Source organism: Corallococcus terminator (assembly GCF_003611635.1).
Lineage (GTDB): Bacteria > Myxococcota > Myxococcia > Myxococcales > Myxococcaceae > Corallococcus > Corallococcus terminator.
The window spans coordinates 1-17,602 of the sequence record NZ_RAVZ01000052.1 but is presented as its reverse complement, the minus strand read 5'-3'; the positions used below and the strand labels follow the sequence as shown (position 1 = coordinate 17,602).

The following is a 17,602-nucleotide window of genomic DNA, read 5'->3' as shown; positions in this document are numbered from 1 at the left end:
ATGACGGGGACCGGCTCAGGTCACCGGGAAGGGGTTGCGCTCGGTGAACTGGCGCTGGTGGAAGTACGGGTACGGCCAGGGCGTGGTGCTGGCGGCATCCAGCGTGGCCACCTGCGCGGGCGTGAGGTTCCAGCCGATGGCGCCCAGGTTCTGCCGGAGCTGCTCCTCCGTGCGCGCGCCGATGATGACGTTGGACACCGTGGGCCGCTGGAGCACCCAGTTGAGCGCCACCTGCGGCACCGTCTTGCCCGTCTCCTTCGCGACGACGTCGAGCGCGTCCACGACCTTGTACAGGTACTCCTCCGGCACCTGCGGGCCGCCGCTGGCGGTGGCGGGGTTGTTCAGGCGGCTGGTCTCAGGGCGCGGCTGGCCCCGGCGCAGCTTGCCCGTCAGCCGGCCCCAGCCCAGCGGGCTCCACACCACCGCGCCCACCTTCTGGTCCTGCGCGAGCGGCATCAGCTCCCACTCGTAGTCGCGGCCGACGAGCGAGTAGTACGCCTGGTGCGCCACGTAGCGGGCCAGGTTGTAGCGCTCCGACACCGCGAGCGACTTCATCAGGTGCCAGCCAGAGAAGTTGGAGCAGCCGATGTAGCGGATCTTCCCCGCGCGCACGAGGCCGTCCAGCGTGTTGAGCACCTCCTCCACGGGCGTCATCGCGTCGAAGGCGTGGAGCTGGAACAGGTCGATGTAGTCCGTCTTCAGCCGGCGCAGGGAGGCCTCCACCGCGCGGGTGAGGTGGAAGCGCGAGGAGCCCACGTCATTGGGGCCGGTGCCGGCGCGGAACGTCGCCTTGGTGGAGATGATGGCCTGGTCGCGCCGTCCCTCCAGCGCCTTGCCCAGAATCTCCTCCGCGAGTCCGGCGGAGTAGCCGTCCGCGGAGTCGAACATGTTCACGCCCGCCTCCAGCGCGATGTCCACCAGCCGCGTGGCCTCCTTCACGTCGCTGGAGCCGAAGCCCTTGAAGAAGTCGCCCGCGCCGCCGAACGTGCCCGTGCCCAGGCTGAGGACGGGGACCTTGAAACCAGAACCACCCAATTGCCGATGCTCCATGACGTTCACCTCGCAACGAACTGGAATCCGGCGGCCCACGTAACGGGACGTGGCGCGGCGCGCAACCCTGTTCGCGTGCCTTCAAGTCCCGCGCGTCGTGCTTGAAGCAACCCGGGGGCGCGCCCATCATGCGCGCGCCTCCGCGCTCCAAGCGAAGGGGCAGGGATCCGCCACGTGAGCACGTCCGCACCCGCCTCCGGCCGCCCCGCCGGGGGCTTCGCCGCCATCCTCCGGGCCCTGCGCTACCTGCGCCGCTACCGCCTGGAGTCCCTGGGGGCCCTGCTGTCGCTGCTGCTGGTGTCGGTGGCGAACCTGGGCGCCCCGCAGATGATCCGCATCGCCATCGACCAGGGGCTCGCGCGCGGGGAGCGGCGTCCGGTGTGGCTGGCGGTGGGGGGACTGGTCGCCATCGCGTTGGGGCGGGGCCTGTTCAACTTCCTCCAGGGCTATCTGGCCGAGCGCGCGTCCCAGGGCGTGGCGTTCGACCTGCGCGACGCGCTCTTCGCGCGCATCCAGCGGCTGTCCTTCAGCTACTACGACCAGGCGCAGACGGGGCAGTTGCTCACGCGGCTCACCAGCGACGTGGAGGCGGTGCGCACCTTCGTGGGCAGCGGCGTGGTGCAGTTCGCGGCGTCGGCGGCGATGCTCGTGGGCTGCGCGGGACTGCTCCTGTGGTTGGATCCGGTGCTGGCGCTGGCGGCGCTCGGGTCCGTGGCGCCCATCCTCTTCGTGCTGCGCTCGTTCGTGACGAAGATGCGGCCCCTGTTCGGCCAGCTCCAGGCGCTGCTGGGCACGCTCAACACCACGCTCCAGGAGGACCTGCGCGGGCTGCGCGTGGTGCGGGCCTTCTCCGCCGAGGCGCGGGAGATGGCGCGCTACGGGGAGACGAACGCGAAGCTCCAGGCCCAGAACCTCAAGCTGGTGGATGCGCTGGCCAATAACTTCCCCTTCGTCACCTTCTTCTCCAACCTGGGGACGCTGATGGTGGTGGGCGTGGGCGGCTGGCGCATCTTCCACCAGCGGCTCACGCTGGGGGAGCTGGTGGCCTTCAACAGCTATCTGGCCTTCCTGTTGATGCCCCTGATGACGCTGGGCTTTCTCGCGTCCAGCCTGTCGCGGGCCAGCGCCTCCGCGCTGCGCGTCTTCGAACTGCTCGACACGGCGGTGGAGGTGACGGACCGTCCAGGCGCGGTGCCGCTGCCGCCGCTCCAGGGCCGCATCGAATTGCGCGACGTGCGCTTCCGCTATGCGGGCAGCGAGCGGGAGATCCTCCGCGGGCTGAGCGTGACGCTGGAGCCCGGACAGTTCGTGGCGGTGCTGGGAACGACGGGCTCCGGCAAGAGCACGCTCATCAACCTGCTGCCCCGCTTCTACGACGTCACCGGGGGCGCGGTGCTGCTGGACGGGCACGACGTGCGGGACGTGACGCTCGCGAGCCTGCGCTCGCAGATAGGCGTCGTGTTGCAGGACGCGCTGCTGTTCTCCGGCACGGTGCGCGACAACATCGCCTACGGCCACCTGGACGCGACCCGGGAGCAGGTGGAGGCGGCGGCGGAAGCGGCGCAGGCGGCGGAGTTCATCCGCGCACTGCCGCAGGGCTACGACACGGTGGTGGGCGAACGGGGCGTGGGGCTTTCCGGCGGTCAGCGGCAGCGGCTGGCCATCGCGCGGGCACTGCTCACCGACCCGCGCCTGCTCATCCTGGACGACAGCACGTCGGCGGTGGATGCCCAGACGGAGGAGGCCATCCAGGGGGCTCTGGACACGCTGATGCGGGACAAGCGCAGGACGGCGGTGGTCATCGCCCAGCGCATCAGCACCGTGCGGGACGCGGACGTCATCCTGGTGCTGGACGAGGGTCGCATCGTCGCGAAGGGACGGCATGAGGAGTTGAGGGCGTCCAGCGAGCTGTACAACGACATCCTCGGGTCGCAGCTCCAGCCGGCGCGCCAGGAAGGTGCGGCATGAGGCGGCCGGGTGGCATCGAATCGCTCGCGGAGCTGGAGTCCGACCGGGCCCAGCGGCGCGGGAAGGTGTTGCGTCGGCTGGTGGGCGAGCTGCGGCCGCATGGGCGCCTGATGGGCGTGGCGCTCGTCTTCATCCTGGTGGGCGCCCTGTGTCAGGCGGCGGGGCCGTACCTGGTGAGCCAGGCCATCGACCACGACATCGGCTCGGGGGACGGCCGCGGGCTGCTCCAGACGCTGTCGATGCTGTTCGTCGTCTACGCAGTGGGCGCGCTGGCTCAGCGGGCGCAGACGTGGCGGGTGGGCCACACCGGGCAGAAGGTGCTGGCGGAGCTGAGGCGGCGCCTCTTCGAGCGGCTCCAGCAGCTTCCGCTCGCGTGGTTCGACCGACGACCGCTGGGCGACCTGATGAGCCGGCTCTTGAGCGACGTGGACACGCTCAACCAGCTCTTCGCGCAGGGGCTGACGCAGTTGTTGGGGTCGGTGCTGGGGCTGGTGGGCGTGCTCATCGCGATGCTGGCGCTCAACGTCCGGCTGGCGCTGGCGTGCTTCTCCCTCATCCCCGTCATCGTGCTCACCACGTGGTTCTTCGCGTCGCGGGCGCGCAGTGCCTACCGCAAGACGCGCCAGACGGTGGGCGATGTGACGGCCAACCTCCAGGAGGAGATTGGGGGCGTGCGGCAGGCGCAGGCGTTCAACCGCACGGAGAAGAACATCGAGCGCTTCCGCGACCGCAACGCGGCCAACCGCGACGCGAACGTGGCGGCGGTGGGCATCACGTCCGCGTTCTCGCCGGCCATTGATTTGCTGTCCACGCTGTCCACCGCGCTGGTCATCGGCTACGGCGGCGTGCTGGTGCTGGATGGACGGCTCACCGTGGGCGGCGTGGCCGCGTTCCTCATCTACGTGCAGCAGTTCTTCCGGCCGGTGCAGTTGGCCGCGTCGGTGGCCACGCTGATGCAGTCCGCGCTGGCGGGAGCGGAGCGCATCTTCGGCATCCTCGATGAAACGCCGGAGCCGCCGGACGCACCGACGGCGGTGGCGCTGGGGTCGCTGAAGGGCCAGGTGGTGTTCGACCGGGTGTCCTTCGGCTACGACCCGGAGCGGCCGGTGCTGCGCGACGTGTCCTTCCACCTGGAGCCCGGCCAGACGCTGGCCCTGGTGGGACGCACGGGCGCGGGCAAGACGACGGTGGCCAGCCTGGTGCCGCGCTTCTACGACGTGACGGCGGGGTCGGTGCGCATCGACGGGGAGGACGTGCGGCAGGTGACGCGCTCAAGCCTCCGCCAGCGGATGGCGATGGTGCTCCAGGAGCCGTTCCTCTTCAGCGGCAAGGTGGCGGACAACATCGCCTACGGGAAGCCGGGCGCCACCCGCGAGGACGTGGAGGCTGCGGCGAAGGCGGTGCATGCGCACGACTTCATCACCCGGCTGCCGCAGGGCTACGACAGCGTGATTGGGGAAGGCGGCGCGACGCTCAGCCAGGGACAGCGGCAACTGCTCGCATTCGCGCGAGCGGTCATCGCGGATCCCCGGGTGCTCATCCTCGACGAGGCGACGGCGAACATCGACACACGCACCGAGGCGCTCATCCAGCTCGCGCTGGGGCGGCTGCTGGCGGACAGGACGAGCATCGTCATCGCGCACCGGCTCAACACCATCCGGAACGCGGACCTCATCCTCGTGATGGATCAGGGGGCCGTCGTCGAGCGAGGCACCCACGACGAGCTGCTCGCGAAGGGGGGCCTGTACGCGGACCTCTACCACCAGCAGTTCCGCGACACGCCCGGGAAGACCCAGGCGCTGGGCTGAAGCGCGCAGGCCTCATCCCGCGGCCTCACGGCATGCAGGGATGGCATGCCGATGTGCGTTCCCCCGTTCGCCATCGGTTCCCCTGCGTGGTGAAGACGACTCATGAGCACGGCGGAGGTACGAGTGGGTTGCGCGTACGCCCTGCCTCCGTTACCCAGCGGGCAAGGGTGCGGCCCTGCCGATGGCCGGGTCCCGTGCGCTTCGCGGGGGCGGTCGCCGTCTCCAGCATTCATCTCGGTGGGGCCCGGCCCCGCCCCCATCTTCCCAGGGAGCAGGCATGGCAGGCAGTCGAGGGACCGCGTTGGTGACGGGCACGTCCGCGGGAATTGGAGAGGTGTACGCACGGCGGCTGGCGGCGCTCGGGCATGACCTGGTCCTCATCGCCCGTCGGGAGGAGAGGCTTCACACGCTCGCGGAGAAACTGACGGCGGCGCACGGCATCCGAGCGGAGGTCATGCGAGCGGACCTCACAACGGATGTGGACATCCACCGGGTGGCCGAGCGCGCGGCCGGCGAAGACATCACCCTGGTCATCAACAACGCGGGCGTGGGCGGCTACGGCCCCTTCGCGCAAATGGACCCCGCGGTGCTGGAAGGCCTCACGCACCTGCACATCCTGGCGCCCATGCTGGCCACCCGGGCGGCGCTGCCGGGCATGCTGTCTCGCGGGAGGGGCGCGGTCATCAACGTCGCCTCCCTGCTCGCGTTCTCCGGCGCCCTGCCCCCGGTGCCCCTGCCCCACCGGGCCACGTACGCGGGCGCGAAGGCCTTTCTCGTGCACTTCACCCGCACGCTCGCGGGCGAACTGCGCGACACGCCAGTGCGGGCCCAGGTCGTCTGTCCGGGAATGACCGCCACCGAGTTCAACGGCGGCTATGTCGGCGCGATGCCCCCGGAGGACGTGGTCACCGCTTCGCTGCTGGCATTGGAGCGCAACGAGACGGTCTGCGTGCCTGGGCTGGAGGCCGAGGAGGCGCTCGCGGCCCTGGCGCAGGCCGAGGCCGGAATGTTCCGGGGCAACAAGAACACCCTCGCCCGGCGCTACCGGACGGGCACGCCGTCCTGAAGCATCCCCATTTCAATTCAAGAACAGCATCCCCTTGCAGGAGGAAGCACCATGAGCGGCACTTCAACGCGTCCCGTGGAAAAGAGCGGCACCTTCAAGCTGGGCGGAGACCTGCCCATCCACCGTCTGGGCTACGGCGCCATGCAGCTCACCGGCCCCGGCATCTGGGGCCCGCCCAAGGATCGGGCGGAGGCGGTGCGCGTGCTGCGGCGCGCGCTGGAACTGGGCGTGGACTTCATCGACACGGCGGACTCCTACGGGCCCTACGTCAGCGAGGAGATCATCGCGGAGGCCCTGCACCCGTACGCGAAGGGCGTGGTGGTGGCGACCAAGGCGGGCCTGGTGCGCACGGGCCCCAATGAGTGGCACCCGGTGGGCGCGCCCAAGTACCTGCGCCAGGAGCTGGAGCTGTCGCTGCGCCGGCTGAAGCTGGAGCGCATCGACCTGTACCAGTTGCACCGCATCGACCCGAAGGTGCCGGTGGAGGAGTCGCTGGGCGAGCTGAAGGCGCTCCAGAAGGAAGGGAAGATCCGCCACATCGGCCTGTCGGAAGTGTCGGTGGAGGAGATCCAGCGGGCGCGCAAGGTGGTGGACATCGTGTCGGTGCAGAACCGCTACAACCTGACCGACCGCGTGCACGAGAAGGTGCTGGACTACTGCGAGAAGGAGAAGCTGGGCTTCATCCCCTGGTTCCCCCTGGCGACGGGTGGGCTGGCGAAGCCGGGCGGGACGCTCGACGCGGTGGCGAAGAAGCACAACGCGACGCCTTCGCAGATTGCGCTCGCGTGGCTGCTGGAGCGCTCGCCCGTGATGCTGCCCATCCCGGGCACGTCCTCCGTGAAGCACCTGGAGGAGAACGTCCAGGGCGCGGAGCTGAAGCTCGGCAAGGAAGAGCTGGCCGCGGTGGACGCACAGGCGTCGGGCCGCTGAGCTTCGCGCGTCACTTCCGCTTCACGTAGCGCAGGAGGAGCGTCACCAGCTCCTCCTGGAGCAGCCCCTGGGACAAGGCCTCGGGGCGCTCCACCACCGCGCGGTGGATGACCGCGTGGGACACCGTGTCGATGAGCCAGTGGGCGAGTTCCGGATCCGGAACATCGGTCGCGTACTCGCGGAACGCCTCCATCATTGGCGCGTCCTCCGGCCCTGCGGTCCGGGCTCGGCGCGCGGGCAGCTCCTCCGTCAGCGCATGGTGCAGCTTCGGGTTCACCGCGTGGGCCGCGAAGCCCATGGACACCAGCGTGCGAATGAGGTCCTCCAGGCTCTGGAACTTCCGCGTCGCCAGCACCTCACGCACCGCCTTGCGCTGCTCCTTCACGTGTCGGCGCGACACCTCCGCCACCAGCGCCTCCTTGCCGGGAAAGAACTGGTACAGCGAGGCCACGTTGACGCCCGCTCGCTCCGCGATGCGGTTGGTCGTCAGCTTCGCGTACCCGTCGCGCACCAGAATGTCAGCAGTCGCCTGCACCAGCGCGTCCACCGTCGCGCGCGAGCGTTCCTGCAGGGGCGTCTTCCGAGGGGAAAGCTTCGCGCGCGGCATGCCGGACTCCTGGGGCGGGAACGCAAGCTGACAACATAAGCTCTTCCTTACATTCTCATCTCCATCGCGTCCGGGGCGCCAGGGCTCCTCGCGACAGGAGATGGCCATGCCTCACCCGAAACCCCAGGTGCTGATTGTCGGCGCCGGTCCCACGGGCCTCACGCTCGCCTGTGACCTCGCCCGTCGCGGGGTGCCCCTCCGCATCATCGACGCCGCCCCCGGACCCTTCGTGGGCTCACGCGGCAAGGGGCTCCAGCCGCGCACGCTGGAGGTGCTGGACGACCTGGGCGTGCTGAAGGCCGTGCTCGCGGCCGGCAATGCCTATCCCCGCCTGCGCATCCACTGGCGGCGCCTCGTCGTGGGCCGCTGGACGATGATCCCCCGTCATCCGGTGACGCCTGACGTGCCCCATCCCGACCCGTGGCTCGTGCCGCAGGCCCGCACCGAGGGCATCCTGCGCGAGCGGCTGGGCGTGCTCGGCCACGCGGTGGAGTTCGGAACAGCGCTCACAGACTTCACCCAGGACGACACCGGCGTCAGTGCAACCCTCACCCACGATGGCGCTTCGGAGGTCGTGCGCGCGGAGTACCTGGTGGGCGCGGATGGAGGCCACAGCCGCGTGCGCAAGACCCTGGGCGTGGGCTTCCATGGGGAGACACACGAAGCCGAGCGCATGGTCGTGGGCGACGTGCGTGTGGACGGGCTGGGCCGCGACCACTGGCACGTGTGGCCCTTCGCGAAGGGCGGCATGGTGGCGCTGTGTCCCCTACCCGGTACGGACCGCTTCCAGCTCACCCTTCAAGTGAAGCCCGGCGGCACCGTGCCGGACCTGACCGAAGCCGCGCTGAACCAGCGCCTCCAGGAAGCGGCCCGCCCCGGCGAAGGACTCCGCCTGCACGACGCGAGCTGGCTGTCCGTGTACCGCCCCAACGTGCGCATGGTGGACCGCTACCGCGTGGGCCGCGTCCTGCTCGCGGGCGACGCCGCGCACGTGCACCCTCCCGCCGGAGGCCAGGGCCTCAACACCGGGGTGCAGGACGCCTACAACCTGGGCTGGAAGCTGGGACACGTCCTCGCCGGTGCGTCCCCGGCGCTGCTCGACACCTACGAGGCGGAACGGCTGCCCATCGCAGCGCACGTGCTCGGCCTGTCCTCGAAGCTCTACCAGGGCCTGCGCCAGAACAGCCTGCGCTCACAGCAGCGGGGCGCGGAGACCCGGCAACTGGGATTGCATTATCGCGGCGGTCCGCTCGCGCCCCAGACGGACGGCGACACGTCCCGCCTGCGCTCGGGGGACCGGGCCCCGGATGCGCCGTGCGTGGATGCAACAGGCAATCCCTTTCACCTGTTCGACGCCTTTCGCGGGCCCCACTGGACGCTGCTCGCCTTCGGGCCGGAGCACGCGGACACGCCCGCATGGGCCCGCTCGCGCTTCGGAGACACCGTGCGCGCCTTCCACGTCCGCGCGAAGGGAACCTCCAGCGACGCCGACGCCCTGCTGGACGCCAGCGGACACGCGCACCGGGCCTACGACGTGGGCTCGGGCGCGCTCGTGCTGGTGCGCCCGGACGGTTACGTGGGCCACGTCTCCCGTCCGGGCGCACGCGCCGCGGTGGAGCAATACCTGTCACCGCTCATGCCGGAGCCTTCCCGGCAGACAGGTCGCCTGGCCTTCAACACCGCGAGCGAAGCGCTCACTCCACCCGGACGATGAGGTCCGTGAAGGACTGGCTGGAGGCCGACGCGGCCTTGCACTCTCCACCGCCGACAAGGTGCGCGCCCATGTCGAAGAGGACCTGCACGTCCTGGGTCCCCGGAATGGGAATCACCGTCTCCGGCGCCGAATCCGAGGGGGCACTCAGGTCGCGCACCTTCACCGGCGCGACGCCCGGGACACCGCTCCACTTCCAGAGCGCGAAGGGCCCGCTGCTCTCGTCATGCGGACCACTGAGCAGCAACACCGCCTGGTGCGCGGCCGACCACGCCATGCCGCGAAGGCCCTGGCCTCCCAAGTCCAGACGAATGGCCTGCCCGAACCGCGCCCGGGAGCCCGCAATGACCGCGTCCGGATTCGTCAGCGTGACGACCAATGCGCTCGAACCCGCCTGGGGGTTGCGAAAACCGATGGCGAGTCCTCCCGAGGGCAGCGCCGCGAGTCCCTCGATGTTGGTGCCCTGCTCCTTCGGCGCCAGCTCCGGCACCGTCGACTCCGAAAGCCGCGAACGGGACGCGAGCAGGGAGATGACGGTCGCATCCGGCTGGTTCCAATTGCTGGCATCCAGCATGTCCTTGAGCAGGTTCGACGACACCCCCGCGACCTGGAGCGACGCCTGGGGCGCCGTGCCGGACACGTCCAACGCGAAGAACTTGTAGCGCGAGGCCTGAAGCACCCCGTTCTTGTTCCGCGCCTGGGAGGTCGTCACGAAGATGCGGTTGCCCACGCGCGCCGCGTCCTCGAAGTCCGCCTCGTCCGACGACGACAGCCCCAGGGCGCTGTTCAGCTCGCGGGTCTGCACGGGAGCGCTTGCCTGCCCCCGGACATAGACGCGCGCCGTCTGCGACTCGTCGTTGAAGTTCAGGAAGTGGGTGCCGTCCAGGGCCACGCCGCCGGAGCCGTCACAGGTGCCCGCGTAGGTCGTGGTCCCCGTCACGGGGCCCGGCCCGTCCAGGTCCCAGGTCACCGTCAGCTTCGGGCGGGAGGCCCGCGTTGAATACTCGCGCGAGCGGACCTCCAGCCGGTTGTCATGGTCCTTGTCGGAGAGCACCACGCCGTGGTTGCTGGCGGGCGCGCTCACCCACTTCTGCACCACCGCGAGGCCCTGCGCATTGAGCGGCACGGTGTACGTCCCGGTCGACGCGGCCCGGATGGACCCCAGCAGGGCCGTGTTCCGGTCACCCGCGCCATCCGCGCCCTTGGAGGCCCAGTCGTGGGAGCTGTCCGCCTGTTCCCAGGTGACCTGTCGCTCCGTCCAGGCGCGCGTCAGCTCGAAGAAGCCGTAGGCCTGATCCGCCTTGTCGGACACCGTGAGGACGATGGAGGCCGAGCGGACGGTCGCGTTCGTGGGGATGGCGGACACGTCCCACTGGAAGAGGATTTCGTTCTCGTTGCCGCTGCCCGCGGGCGTGTCACCGCTGGCGGAAAGGCTGCTGTCCGTCCCATGGTTGGCGTTGGAGTCCTCCTCTTCAATCATCGCGTCGCGGGTGCCCGCGTAGGCGGTGGAGGGGGACACGCCATCCTGGAACGACGTGCTCTGCGTCACCGCCTGGGACGACTCCGCGAGGGACTCCGGGCCGGTCGCTGTCGGCCCACAGCCGCCCACGAACAGGATTGCCGCCATCGTCGCGCACTTCCCGAACCGCTTCGCTCCACGCATGCGTGCCCCTTCCAGGGTCGAGGAACCTGGACGCGCACGCTCGCCCTGACGCGCTTGGAGCATCGTGACGATTGGGTTGATTCGAAGCGACGGGACGGGGCCACGAAGGGCGCCCTACCCCACCTCGCGCTCCACGCTGTCCTCCGCGTCCAGGTCCAGGTCCGCCACGGCGGGCCCCTCCTGGAAAGCGCTGGGCAACAGGCTGAAGGGCAGCACCTTCGCCAGGGCCGCCAGGAGCAGGATGCCTCCGGGCGCGGCGAAGATGGCCAGCGCGGGGATGGCCTTGGCCACGTCGATGAGCTGGGCGCGCATGCGCTGGCGCTCGTCGGCGGTGAGCTTCTGACGCCGGGCCGCCTTGGTGAGCAGCACCGCCAGGTCTCCCGTCTCGCGCGCCTCCTGCATCAGCCGGTGGAAGTTCTTCTCCAGCGTCTCCTGCATGCCGGTGATGAGGTCCTCGCCCATGGCACCCGCCGCGTCCGACACGGTGAAGACATCCACCAGCGAGCGGTGCCGCGCGTAGAACTCCGCCATCTCCAATTCCAGACGTCGCAGCTCCGCCTGGGGCACATGCAGCGCGCCCGCCAGCGTGTCGATGAAGGCCCGCTCCCGCCGCGTCCGCCGGCCATCCACCAGCGCCGCCAGCAGCGTCTGCTCCAACAGCAGGTGGCGCATGTCCACGCTGCGCACCTGGCGCACCACGTCCCGCACGTCGCGCTTGCGCTCGAAGGACTGGCGCACCGCGACCTTCACCTCGCCCTCCAGCGCGTGCGGCAGGCGCAGGCCCTCCACCTGCCGGAGGATGGCGCGGCGCGCGGGCAGTCCCGGCTCCCGGTCCACGCACGCCAGCGCGGTGAGCACATCCACCAGCAGCGCCTTCTGCCGCGCCGCGAAGTCCAGCCGCCGCTCCGCCACCACCCGCGACAGCCGTCCGCGCGAGAACAGGTCGATGGCCTGCCGGCAGAACAACTGCGCATCCGCGTACTGCGCGCCGTTGTGCAGCACCAGTCCGTACACCGGATCCCCGGCCAGCGACGGCGCCCGCTTGTCGAGCGCGTCCTCCACCCGCCCCACCATCCGCCGAGGCACCGGCAGGCCGGCCGCCAGCCGCGCGTCCAGGGCGAGCGCCAGGTCCAACTCGCCCGCGAGCACCGCGAAGAGCACCAGCAATTGCTCCACCCGGGGGCCTTCGGGCGCGTCCATCACCCGCGCCAGGTCCAGCGCCATGCGCGCCAGCGTGCGCACCACGGCGTGGAACAGTTCGTCCTCTACCGCGCGTGCCGGGACGTCGAAGGGTTCACCGCCGTCCACCGGCGAGGGCAGCGGCACGGGCGTGCCGTAGACCAGCCCCGAGGCCCGCAGCGTGCGGCGCAGGAAGGCGCGGCCCCGGGCCCGGCCGGAGACGGTCGTGACCTCGGACGGAGAGGGCACCGCGACGGGAGCGGACGCGTGCGCGGCGACCACGTCCGCGAGGAGCGTCGCCAGCCAGGTCCCCCGTCCAAAAACCAGCACCGCCACCGGTACACCCCACGAGACGCGCGGCCGGACCCCTCCGGTGCGCGATGAGGCGGGGAATAACCCACTCGCATTCGGGATGCCACCCGGCCCCGGTCGGCGGTGGACGTCCGCCAGCGGAAGCTGGCGATGGTGGAAAAAGCACCGCGCCCGACCACCGGTGTGGGTGGACGGGCGCGGGGATTTGCTTCAGCGGCGGACTACAGGGCGGTGGTCTTGCCGGGCTCCAGGGAGAGCACCTTGGCGGTGCCCCGGGCCTTCTTCACGGCGGCGGTGAGCGCGTCCGGGGTGCCGGTGAGGGCGGGGAAGGTGCCGTAGTGCATGGGCACCACGGTCTTCACCTTGAGCAGCTTCGCGGCAACAGCCGCCTGGGCGGGGTCCATGGTGAACTGGCCACCGATGGGGAGCAGGGCCACGGTGGGCTTGAACTGCTCGGCGATGAGGGCCATGGACTGGAAGGCCCCGGTGTCACCCGCGTGGTACAGCGTGGGGCCGTTGGCGATTTCGATGACGAAGCCCAGGGACGCGCCGGAGTACTGCGCCGGGGCCTTGGGGTCCGCCTGGTAGCTGCTGGAGTGCACCGCCTCCACGAGGTGGATGGTGGCGTCCTTCACCTGGAAGGTGCCGCCCACATTGCCCACCATGCTCTGCGCCTCCGGGAGGGCCAGCAGCGTCACGAGTTCGAAGGAGCCGAACACCTTCGCGTTCGTCTTCTGGGCCAGGGCCTTGGCCTCGCCCACGTGGTCGAAGTGACCGTGGGAGACGAGGATGGCGTCCACCGCCTCCGGCCACGTCGCGCCCTGGGGCGCCTTGGGGTTGGTGAACCACGGGTCGATGGCGATGACCGCGCCGCCCGGCGTCTTCACCACGAACGCGGCGTGACCCCACCACGTCACCTCCGTCTTGCCCGCGGTCGCCGTGGCTGCGGCCTTGCCCGCCTTGGGTGCAGCCTTGGGGGCGGCCGCCGGGGTCGTCGGCGTGCCCTGCGCGAACGCCGCGCCCGTGACACCCAGCACCGCGCCCACCACCACTGCCATCAGCTTGGTCCGCATCGTTGTCTGCTCCAGGAGGGAGGAAAGGGACGACATGTCGCCGTGCCGCCTTGAAGGCGCCGCACGGCCGGGGCGCCACATAGCACCCTCCGGGGGAGCAGGAAGGGGCTGGGATGTCCGGCCGCCGCGAGCCGGACAGAATGCGCGCCCTGGGGATTGCGGCCCCCGTGGCGGGAGCAGCGCGCTACGCTCGATTCCAGCGTGGACCATCGATTCCAAGTCAGCCTCCGCGGGGTCATCGACCTCCTGTCCCACCACCTGTACAGCTCGCCCGGGGTGTACGTGCGGGAGCTGCTCCAGAACGCCACGGACGCGCTGCGCGCCCGGCAGCAACTGGAGCCCGGAGCCTCCGGTTCGGTGGGGCTGGAGCTGCGGGAGAAGCAGGACGGCGGGCCGCCCACCCTGCTCTTCACCGATGAAGGCGTGGGGCTGACGGAGGAGGAGATCCACCGCTTCCTCGCGACCATCGGCGAGTCCTCCAAGCGCGAGGTGCTGGAGGCGCGCCGCAACGACTTCATCGGCCAGTTCGGCATCGGCCTGCTGTCGTGCTTCATGGTGTGCGACGAGCTGCTGGTGGTGACGCGCTCGGCAAGGGGGGACGGCCGCACGCTGGAGTGGCGGGGCCGGCATGACGGCACCTACGACGTGCGCGTCTCCGAACACCCGCTGGACGCGCCCGGCACGCATGTCTACCTGGTCGCTCGCGAGGACATGGCGGAGTGGTTCACGCCGGAGCGGGTGCGGCAGCTCGCCCGCCACTACGGGGGGCTGTTGCCGTTTCCCGTGCGGCTCACCGTGAACGGCGCGACGGAGCAGCTCAACCCGGACGGTCCGCCCTGGCGTCGCCTGTACGAGACGGCGGGAGAGAAGCGGCAGGCGCTGCTCGCGTACGGGCGAGAGGTGTTCGGCACGGACTTCCTGGATGTGATTCCGCTGCGTTCGGCGGCGGGGGACGTGGACGGGGTGGCGTTCGTGCTGCCGGCGTCGCCGCACTTCAACGCCAAACAGAAACACCGCGTGTACCTGAAGCACATGCTCCTGTCGGAGAGCGCGGAGAACCTGCTGCCGGAGTGGGCCTTCTTCGTGAAGTGCGTGGTGAACGCGAACGGCCTCAGGCCCACCGCGAGCCGCGAGTCCTTCTACGAGGACACGGTGCTCTCACAGGCGCGCGAGGCGCTGGGACAGTCGCTGCGCCAGTACCTGATGGACCTGGCGCGCGAGGAGCCCCGGGCGTTGCAGCGGTTGATTGCGCTGCACGGGTTGTCGGTGAAGGGGCTGGCGCTGGATGACGACGACTTCTACCGGCTGGTCATCGACTGGCTGCCCTTCGAGACGTCGCTGGGGATGATGACGTTGGCGGACTACCGGCGTTCGTGGCCGGTGGTGCGCTACACGCCGACGATGGATGGATTCCGGCAGGTGGCGCGGGTGGCGGCGGCGCAGGGCCTGTGCGTGCTGAACGCGGCGTATACGCATGACACGGCGCTGCTGGAGAAGCTGCCGCACGTGGTGTCAGACGCGCAGGTGTCGGCCTTCTCGTCGGCGGACCTGCCGCAGACCTTCGAGGAGCTGACGCTGGACGAGCGCGAGGCCATCTACCCGTTGCTGCGATTGGCCGAAGGGGTGCTGGCGCCGTTCCGCTGCGGGGTGGAGGTGAAGAAGTTCTTCCCGGCGGAGGTGCCCACGCTCTACAGCTCGGACGCGGAAGGGGCGTTCCGGCGGGACGCGGCGCGGGCGAAGGAGGAGTCGGACGACCTGTACGCGGGCGTGCTCGACGGGGTGATGGCGGGCGCGGGGGGCGGCGAGCAGGCGCAGTTGTGCCTCAACCTGCACAACCCGGTGGTGCGGCGATTGGCGGCGGTGGAGAGCCGGGAGCTGCTGAAGGTGTCGGTGGAGATGCTCTACGTGCAGGCGCTGCTGTTGGGACAGCACCCGCTGAACGCGCAGGAGATGGCGTTGTTGAACCACGGCCTGCTGGGCCTCATCGCGGCGCGACTGGATGAAGGCGGAGGCTCATCGGGGCCGGGCTCGCGAGGGATGCACTGATGGGGGACTGGCGCCAGCAGGTGGAGGCGTTGCGCGAGCAAGCGGAAGGACTGCCCGAAGGTGACGCCAAGGTGCGCACGCTGGAGGAAGCGGTGCGGCTGGCGGACACGCACGGGGATGTTCCCCTGGGGTATGCGCTGCGTGATGGGCTCATCGACGCGGCGACCTTCGGAGGGTTTCCGGACAAGGCGCTGGTGGCGTTCGCCTGGTGCCGGGGGCAGCAGAAGAAGGACCCGCAGCGGTTCGACCCGGAGGACATGCTCTGGAAGCAGAAGTGGGTGGTGGGGCGGCTGGACGAGTTCCCGCACATCAGCCGCAAGCAGATCGCCGACGCGCTGGATGACGTGGAGCAGAGCTTCGCGAAGCTGGACGCGGGGCAGCGGGCGGCGCTGAAGCTGCGCTACCAGATGGCGCGGGACATGGGCGACACGGCCGAGGCGGAGCGCCTGTGGGAGGCGTGGCTGGTGGCGCCCCGGGATCACCTGACGGACTGCCGTGTCTGTGAATTGGACGACGAGTTGGACCACCACGTGGACCGGGGTGAGTGGGAGCAGGCGGTCAAGAAGGCCAAACCCATCCTGGACGGGCGTCAGTCCTGCGCGGAGATCCCGCACCTGACGCTGGGCACGCTGCTGTATCCGTTCTTCAAGCTGAACCGGCTGGAGGAAGCGCGGGCCTGCCACGTGCGCGGCTATGCGATGGTGGCGAAGAACCGCGAGTTCCTGGCCACGGTGGGCGAACACCTGGAGTTCCTGGCGCTGACGGGCAACCTGTCACGCGGGCTGACGGTGCTGGAGAAGCACCTGGGCTGGGCGTTGGAACACTCCAGCCACCGCGACCGGTTCACCTTCTACGCGGCGGGGTCGTTCCTGCTGGGACAGGTGACGGCGGACGGCCGGGAAGAAGTGAGCCTGCGGCTGCCCAAGGCGTTCCCGCTGCACGCGGTGGACGGTGGGTACGCGACGCGGGCGCTGCGGGACTGGATGGAGACGCAGGCGCGCGACATCGCGGCACGGTTCGATGCTCGCAATGGGACGGCACGGTTCATGGAACTGCTGGCGCGCAATGAAGTGCTGGCGAAGGAAGCGCGGCTGTTTCCGCTGGATTGACTGGTCTCATCAATGAGTGCGCAAGAAGCCTCGCTCCGACAACAGATCGAGGATGCCTTCTCGGATGTGCCCCGTCCCGATGACAACCGCATCGCCTATGCACCGGATGCCTGGGAGACAACGGAACTCATCAGGGATTTCCGAGGCCTGCATTGGAAGGATGTTCCAGCGGAACGGATCCGTCAGCATGCGGCGCATCTGTCGCTGTTCAGTCTGGAAGCGATTCACTACTACCTTCCAGGCTATCTGCTGGCAGCGCTTACGGACCCCGACGTCCGCGACTTCCTCCTGTCCCAACTGAGCATCCCGGATGAATCACACCCGGAGCTGCGAGCCCACTTCAAGAGTCGGTTCGGCGCCCTCTCCCCTGAACAGAGGACTGCGGTCCAGATGTTCTTGCGGAGGATGCGAGACGAAGCGTCAGGCCCCATCACACGCCAGCACTGGTCCCAGGCGCTGGAGACCTATTGGAATGCCTCCTGAGTTCAGGGGGATTCAGGCCCTGCGTCAATTGCCCTCTCACGCTTGAGCCCCAGTGCCTTGACGGCCTTGAGATAAGCCATGGACCTCATCTCCGGGCACCGCAGGACCGCTTCCTGGAACACCTGCGGCGGCACGTATTCGTGGGCATCGATGTAGTGAGCAATCATCGTCGGTGCGACGAAGACGCGCTCCAACCCCGGAACGAAGACGTTCTCCGCTCCGATGGAGACCGTCATCCCCTGATACGTGACGCCCCCATGCCCTCCCGTGAACCGACAGAACGGGCATGGATGACGTCCCGCGAAGACCGCCGGCTGCCAGGGCTGCATGCACAGCCGGATGAGCCCCGCGAAGAAGTCTTCTCCGACAGCCCCCTTCGTGAAGGCGTGCTCGCTGTCGAGCCAGCCCACCGCGAGCAGCGACTCCTCCCACCGGCCAAAGTAGGAGCACGGAGAAAGATCCTGGAAGTACGACATGTCGATCTCCACTCTGGCGGAACGGTGCTCCGTCAGCGCTTCAGCTTCGAGAACGGATTGTTGAACGGCTCCGGCTTCTTCTGCGCCGGGCCCTGACTCCCCTGCCCCTGCTGCGCCGGAG

Annotated in this window: 14 protein-coding genes; 8 read left to right on the top strand and 6 right to left on the bottom strand. The window is 69.7% G+C overall.

The window, feature by feature from the left end; all coding sequences use genetic code 11:
- Positions 1 to 15: 15 nt before the first annotated feature.
- Complete coding sequence (locus tag D7V88_RS10555) at positions 16 to 1,050, bottom strand: aldo/keto reductase (protein WP_120540512.1); 1,035 nt, start codon at positions 1,048 to 1,050, stop codon at positions 16 to 18.
- Positions 1,051 to 1,224: 174 nt separating this feature from the next.
- Between D7V88_RS10555 and D7V88_RS10550 the strand changes: the two genes are divergently transcribed.
- The 4 genes from D7V88_RS10550 to D7V88_RS10535 all read left to right on the top strand — a co-directional run bounded on the left by D7V88_RS10550 (position 1,225) and on the right by D7V88_RS10535 (position 6,822).
- Positions 1,225 to 3,018, top strand: coding sequence for an ABC transporter ATP-binding protein (locus D7V88_RS10550; RefSeq protein ID WP_120540495.1), 1,794 nt, complete (start codon positions 1,225 to 1,227; stop codon positions 3,016 to 3,018).
- A complete protein-coding gene (locus tag D7V88_RS10545; protein WP_120540494.1) occupies positions 3,015 to 4,826 on the top strand; it encodes an ABC transporter ATP-binding protein in 1,812 nt (603 codons plus the stop codon). The genes D7V88_RS10550 and D7V88_RS10545 overlap by 4 nt, the downstream gene beginning before the upstream one ends.
- Before the next feature lie 277 nt (positions 4,827 to 5,103).
- Positions 5,104 to 5,892, top strand: a complete 789-nt coding sequence (locus tag D7V88_RS10540) for an SDR family NAD(P)-dependent oxidoreductase (protein WP_120540493.1) — start codon at positions 5,104 to 5,106, stop codon at positions 5,890 to 5,892.
- Positions 5,893 to 5,943: 51 nt separating this feature from the next.
- Complete coding sequence (locus D7V88_RS10535; RefSeq protein WP_120540492.1) at positions 5,944 to 6,822, top strand: aldo/keto reductase; 879 nt, start codon at positions 5,944 to 5,946, stop codon at positions 6,820 to 6,822.
- Positions 6,823 to 6,832: 10 nt separating this feature from the next.
- Here the strand turns inward: D7V88_RS10535 and D7V88_RS10530 are convergent, their stop codons facing one another.
- Entirely contained in the window at positions 6,833 to 7,429 is a 597-nt protein-coding gene (locus D7V88_RS10530; protein WP_158625056.1) for a TetR/AcrR family transcriptional regulator, read from the bottom strand.
- Positions 7,430 to 7,535: 106 nt separating this feature from the next.
- Between D7V88_RS10530 and D7V88_RS10525 the strand changes: the two genes are divergently transcribed.
- Positions 7,536 to 9,143: an FAD-dependent oxidoreductase gene (locus D7V88_RS10525; protein WP_120540490.1), complete on the top strand. Its 1,608-nt coding sequence runs from the start codon at positions 7,536 to 7,538 to the stop codon at positions 9,141 to 9,143.
- Here D7V88_RS10525 and D7V88_RS10520 read toward each other — a convergent pair.
- The 3 genes from D7V88_RS10520 to D7V88_RS10510 form a co-directional block, all read right to left on the bottom strand.
- Positions 9,124 to 10,803: a DUF3616 domain-containing protein gene (locus tag D7V88_RS10520; protein WP_120540489.1), complete on the bottom strand. Its 1,680-nt coding sequence runs from the start codon at positions 10,801 to 10,803 to the stop codon at positions 9,124 to 9,126. The genes D7V88_RS10525 and D7V88_RS10520 overlap by 20 nt on opposite strands.
- Before the next feature lie 114 nt (positions 10,804 to 10,917).
- Positions 10,918 to 12,318: an LETM1 domain-containing protein gene (locus D7V88_RS10515; protein ID WP_244238088.1), complete on the bottom strand. Its 1,401-nt coding sequence runs from the start codon at positions 12,316 to 12,318 to the stop codon at positions 10,918 to 10,920.
- A gap of 197 nt (positions 12,319 to 12,515) precedes the next feature.
- Positions 12,516 to 13,367 (bottom strand): metal-dependent hydrolase, encoded by an 852-nt coding sequence (locus D7V88_RS10510; RefSeq protein WP_120540488.1) that lies wholly within the window; start codon positions 13,365 to 13,367, stop codon positions 12,516 to 12,518.
- Positions 13,368 to 13,568: 201 nt separating this feature from the next.
- On the opposite strand from D7V88_RS10510, the gene D7V88_RS10505 reads away from it, so the two are divergent.
- From D7V88_RS10505 to D7V88_RS10495, 3 genes are read left to right on the top strand one after another with little or no spacing between them, the layout of a single operon-like run.
- Positions 13,569 to 15,413 (top strand): HSP90 family protein, encoded by a 1,845-nt coding sequence (locus D7V88_RS10505; protein ID WP_120540487.1) that lies wholly within the window; start codon positions 13,569 to 13,571, stop codon positions 15,411 to 15,413.
- The gene (locus tag D7V88_RS10500; RefSeq protein WP_120540486.1) at positions 15,410 to 16,522 is read left to right on the top strand and encodes a hypothetical protein; all 1,113 of its coding nucleotides are present in this window, start codon (positions 15,410 to 15,412) and stop codon (positions 16,520 to 16,522) included. The genes D7V88_RS10505 and D7V88_RS10500 overlap by 4 nt, the downstream gene beginning before the upstream one ends.
- A gap of 12 nt (positions 16,523 to 16,534) precedes the next feature.
- Positions 16,535 to 17,005, top strand: a complete 471-nt coding sequence (locus tag D7V88_RS10495; protein ID WP_120540485.1) for a DUF6714 family protein — start codon at positions 16,535 to 16,537, stop codon at positions 17,003 to 17,005.
- Between the two features lie 2 nt (positions 17,006 to 17,007).
- Here D7V88_RS10495 and D7V88_RS10490 read toward each other — a convergent pair.
- Positions 17,008 to 17,602, bottom strand: a 595-nt coding sequence (locus tag D7V88_RS10490; protein WP_208726211.1) for a DUF7919 family protein, incomplete at its 5' end; no start/stop codon positions are given.

What these genes read in the sequence shown, in the direction of transcription:
- D7V88_RS10555 (WP_120540512.1), bottom strand. Translation starts at nt 1,050, where the DNA reads ATGGAGCATCGGCAATTGGGTGGTTCTGGTTTCAAGGTCCCCGTCCTC.
- D7V88_RS10545 (WP_120540494.1), top strand. Translation starts at nt 3,015, where the DNA reads ATGAGGCGGCCGGGTGGCATCGAATCGCTCGCGGAGCTGGAGTCCGAC.
- D7V88_RS10540 (WP_120540493.1), top strand. Translation starts at nt 5,104, where the DNA reads ATGGCAGGCAGTCGAGGGACCGCGTTGGTGACGGGCACGTCCGCGGGA.
- D7V88_RS10535 (WP_120540492.1), top strand. Translation starts at nt 5,944, where the DNA reads ATGAGCGGCACTTCAACGCGTCCCGTGGAAAAGAGCGGCACCTTCAAG.
- D7V88_RS10530 (WP_158625056.1), bottom strand. Translation starts at nt 7,429, where the DNA reads ATGCCGCGCGCGAAGCTTTCCCCTCGGAAGACGCCCCTGCAGGAACGC.
- D7V88_RS10525 (WP_120540490.1), top strand. Translation starts at nt 7,536, where the DNA reads ATGCCTCACCCGAAACCCCAGGTGCTGATTGTCGGCGCCGGTCCCACG.
- D7V88_RS10520 (WP_120540489.1), bottom strand. Translation starts at nt 10,803, where the DNA reads ATGCGTGGAGCGAAGCGGTTCGGGAAGTGCGCGACGATGGCGGCAATC.
- D7V88_RS10510 (WP_120540488.1), bottom strand. Translation starts at nt 13,367, where the DNA reads ATGCGGACCAAGCTGATGGCAGTGGTGGTGGGCGCGGTGCTGGGTGTC.
- D7V88_RS10495 (WP_120540485.1), top strand. Translation starts at nt 16,535, where the DNA reads ATGAGTGCGCAAGAAGCCTCGCTCCGACAACAGATCGAGGATGCCTTC.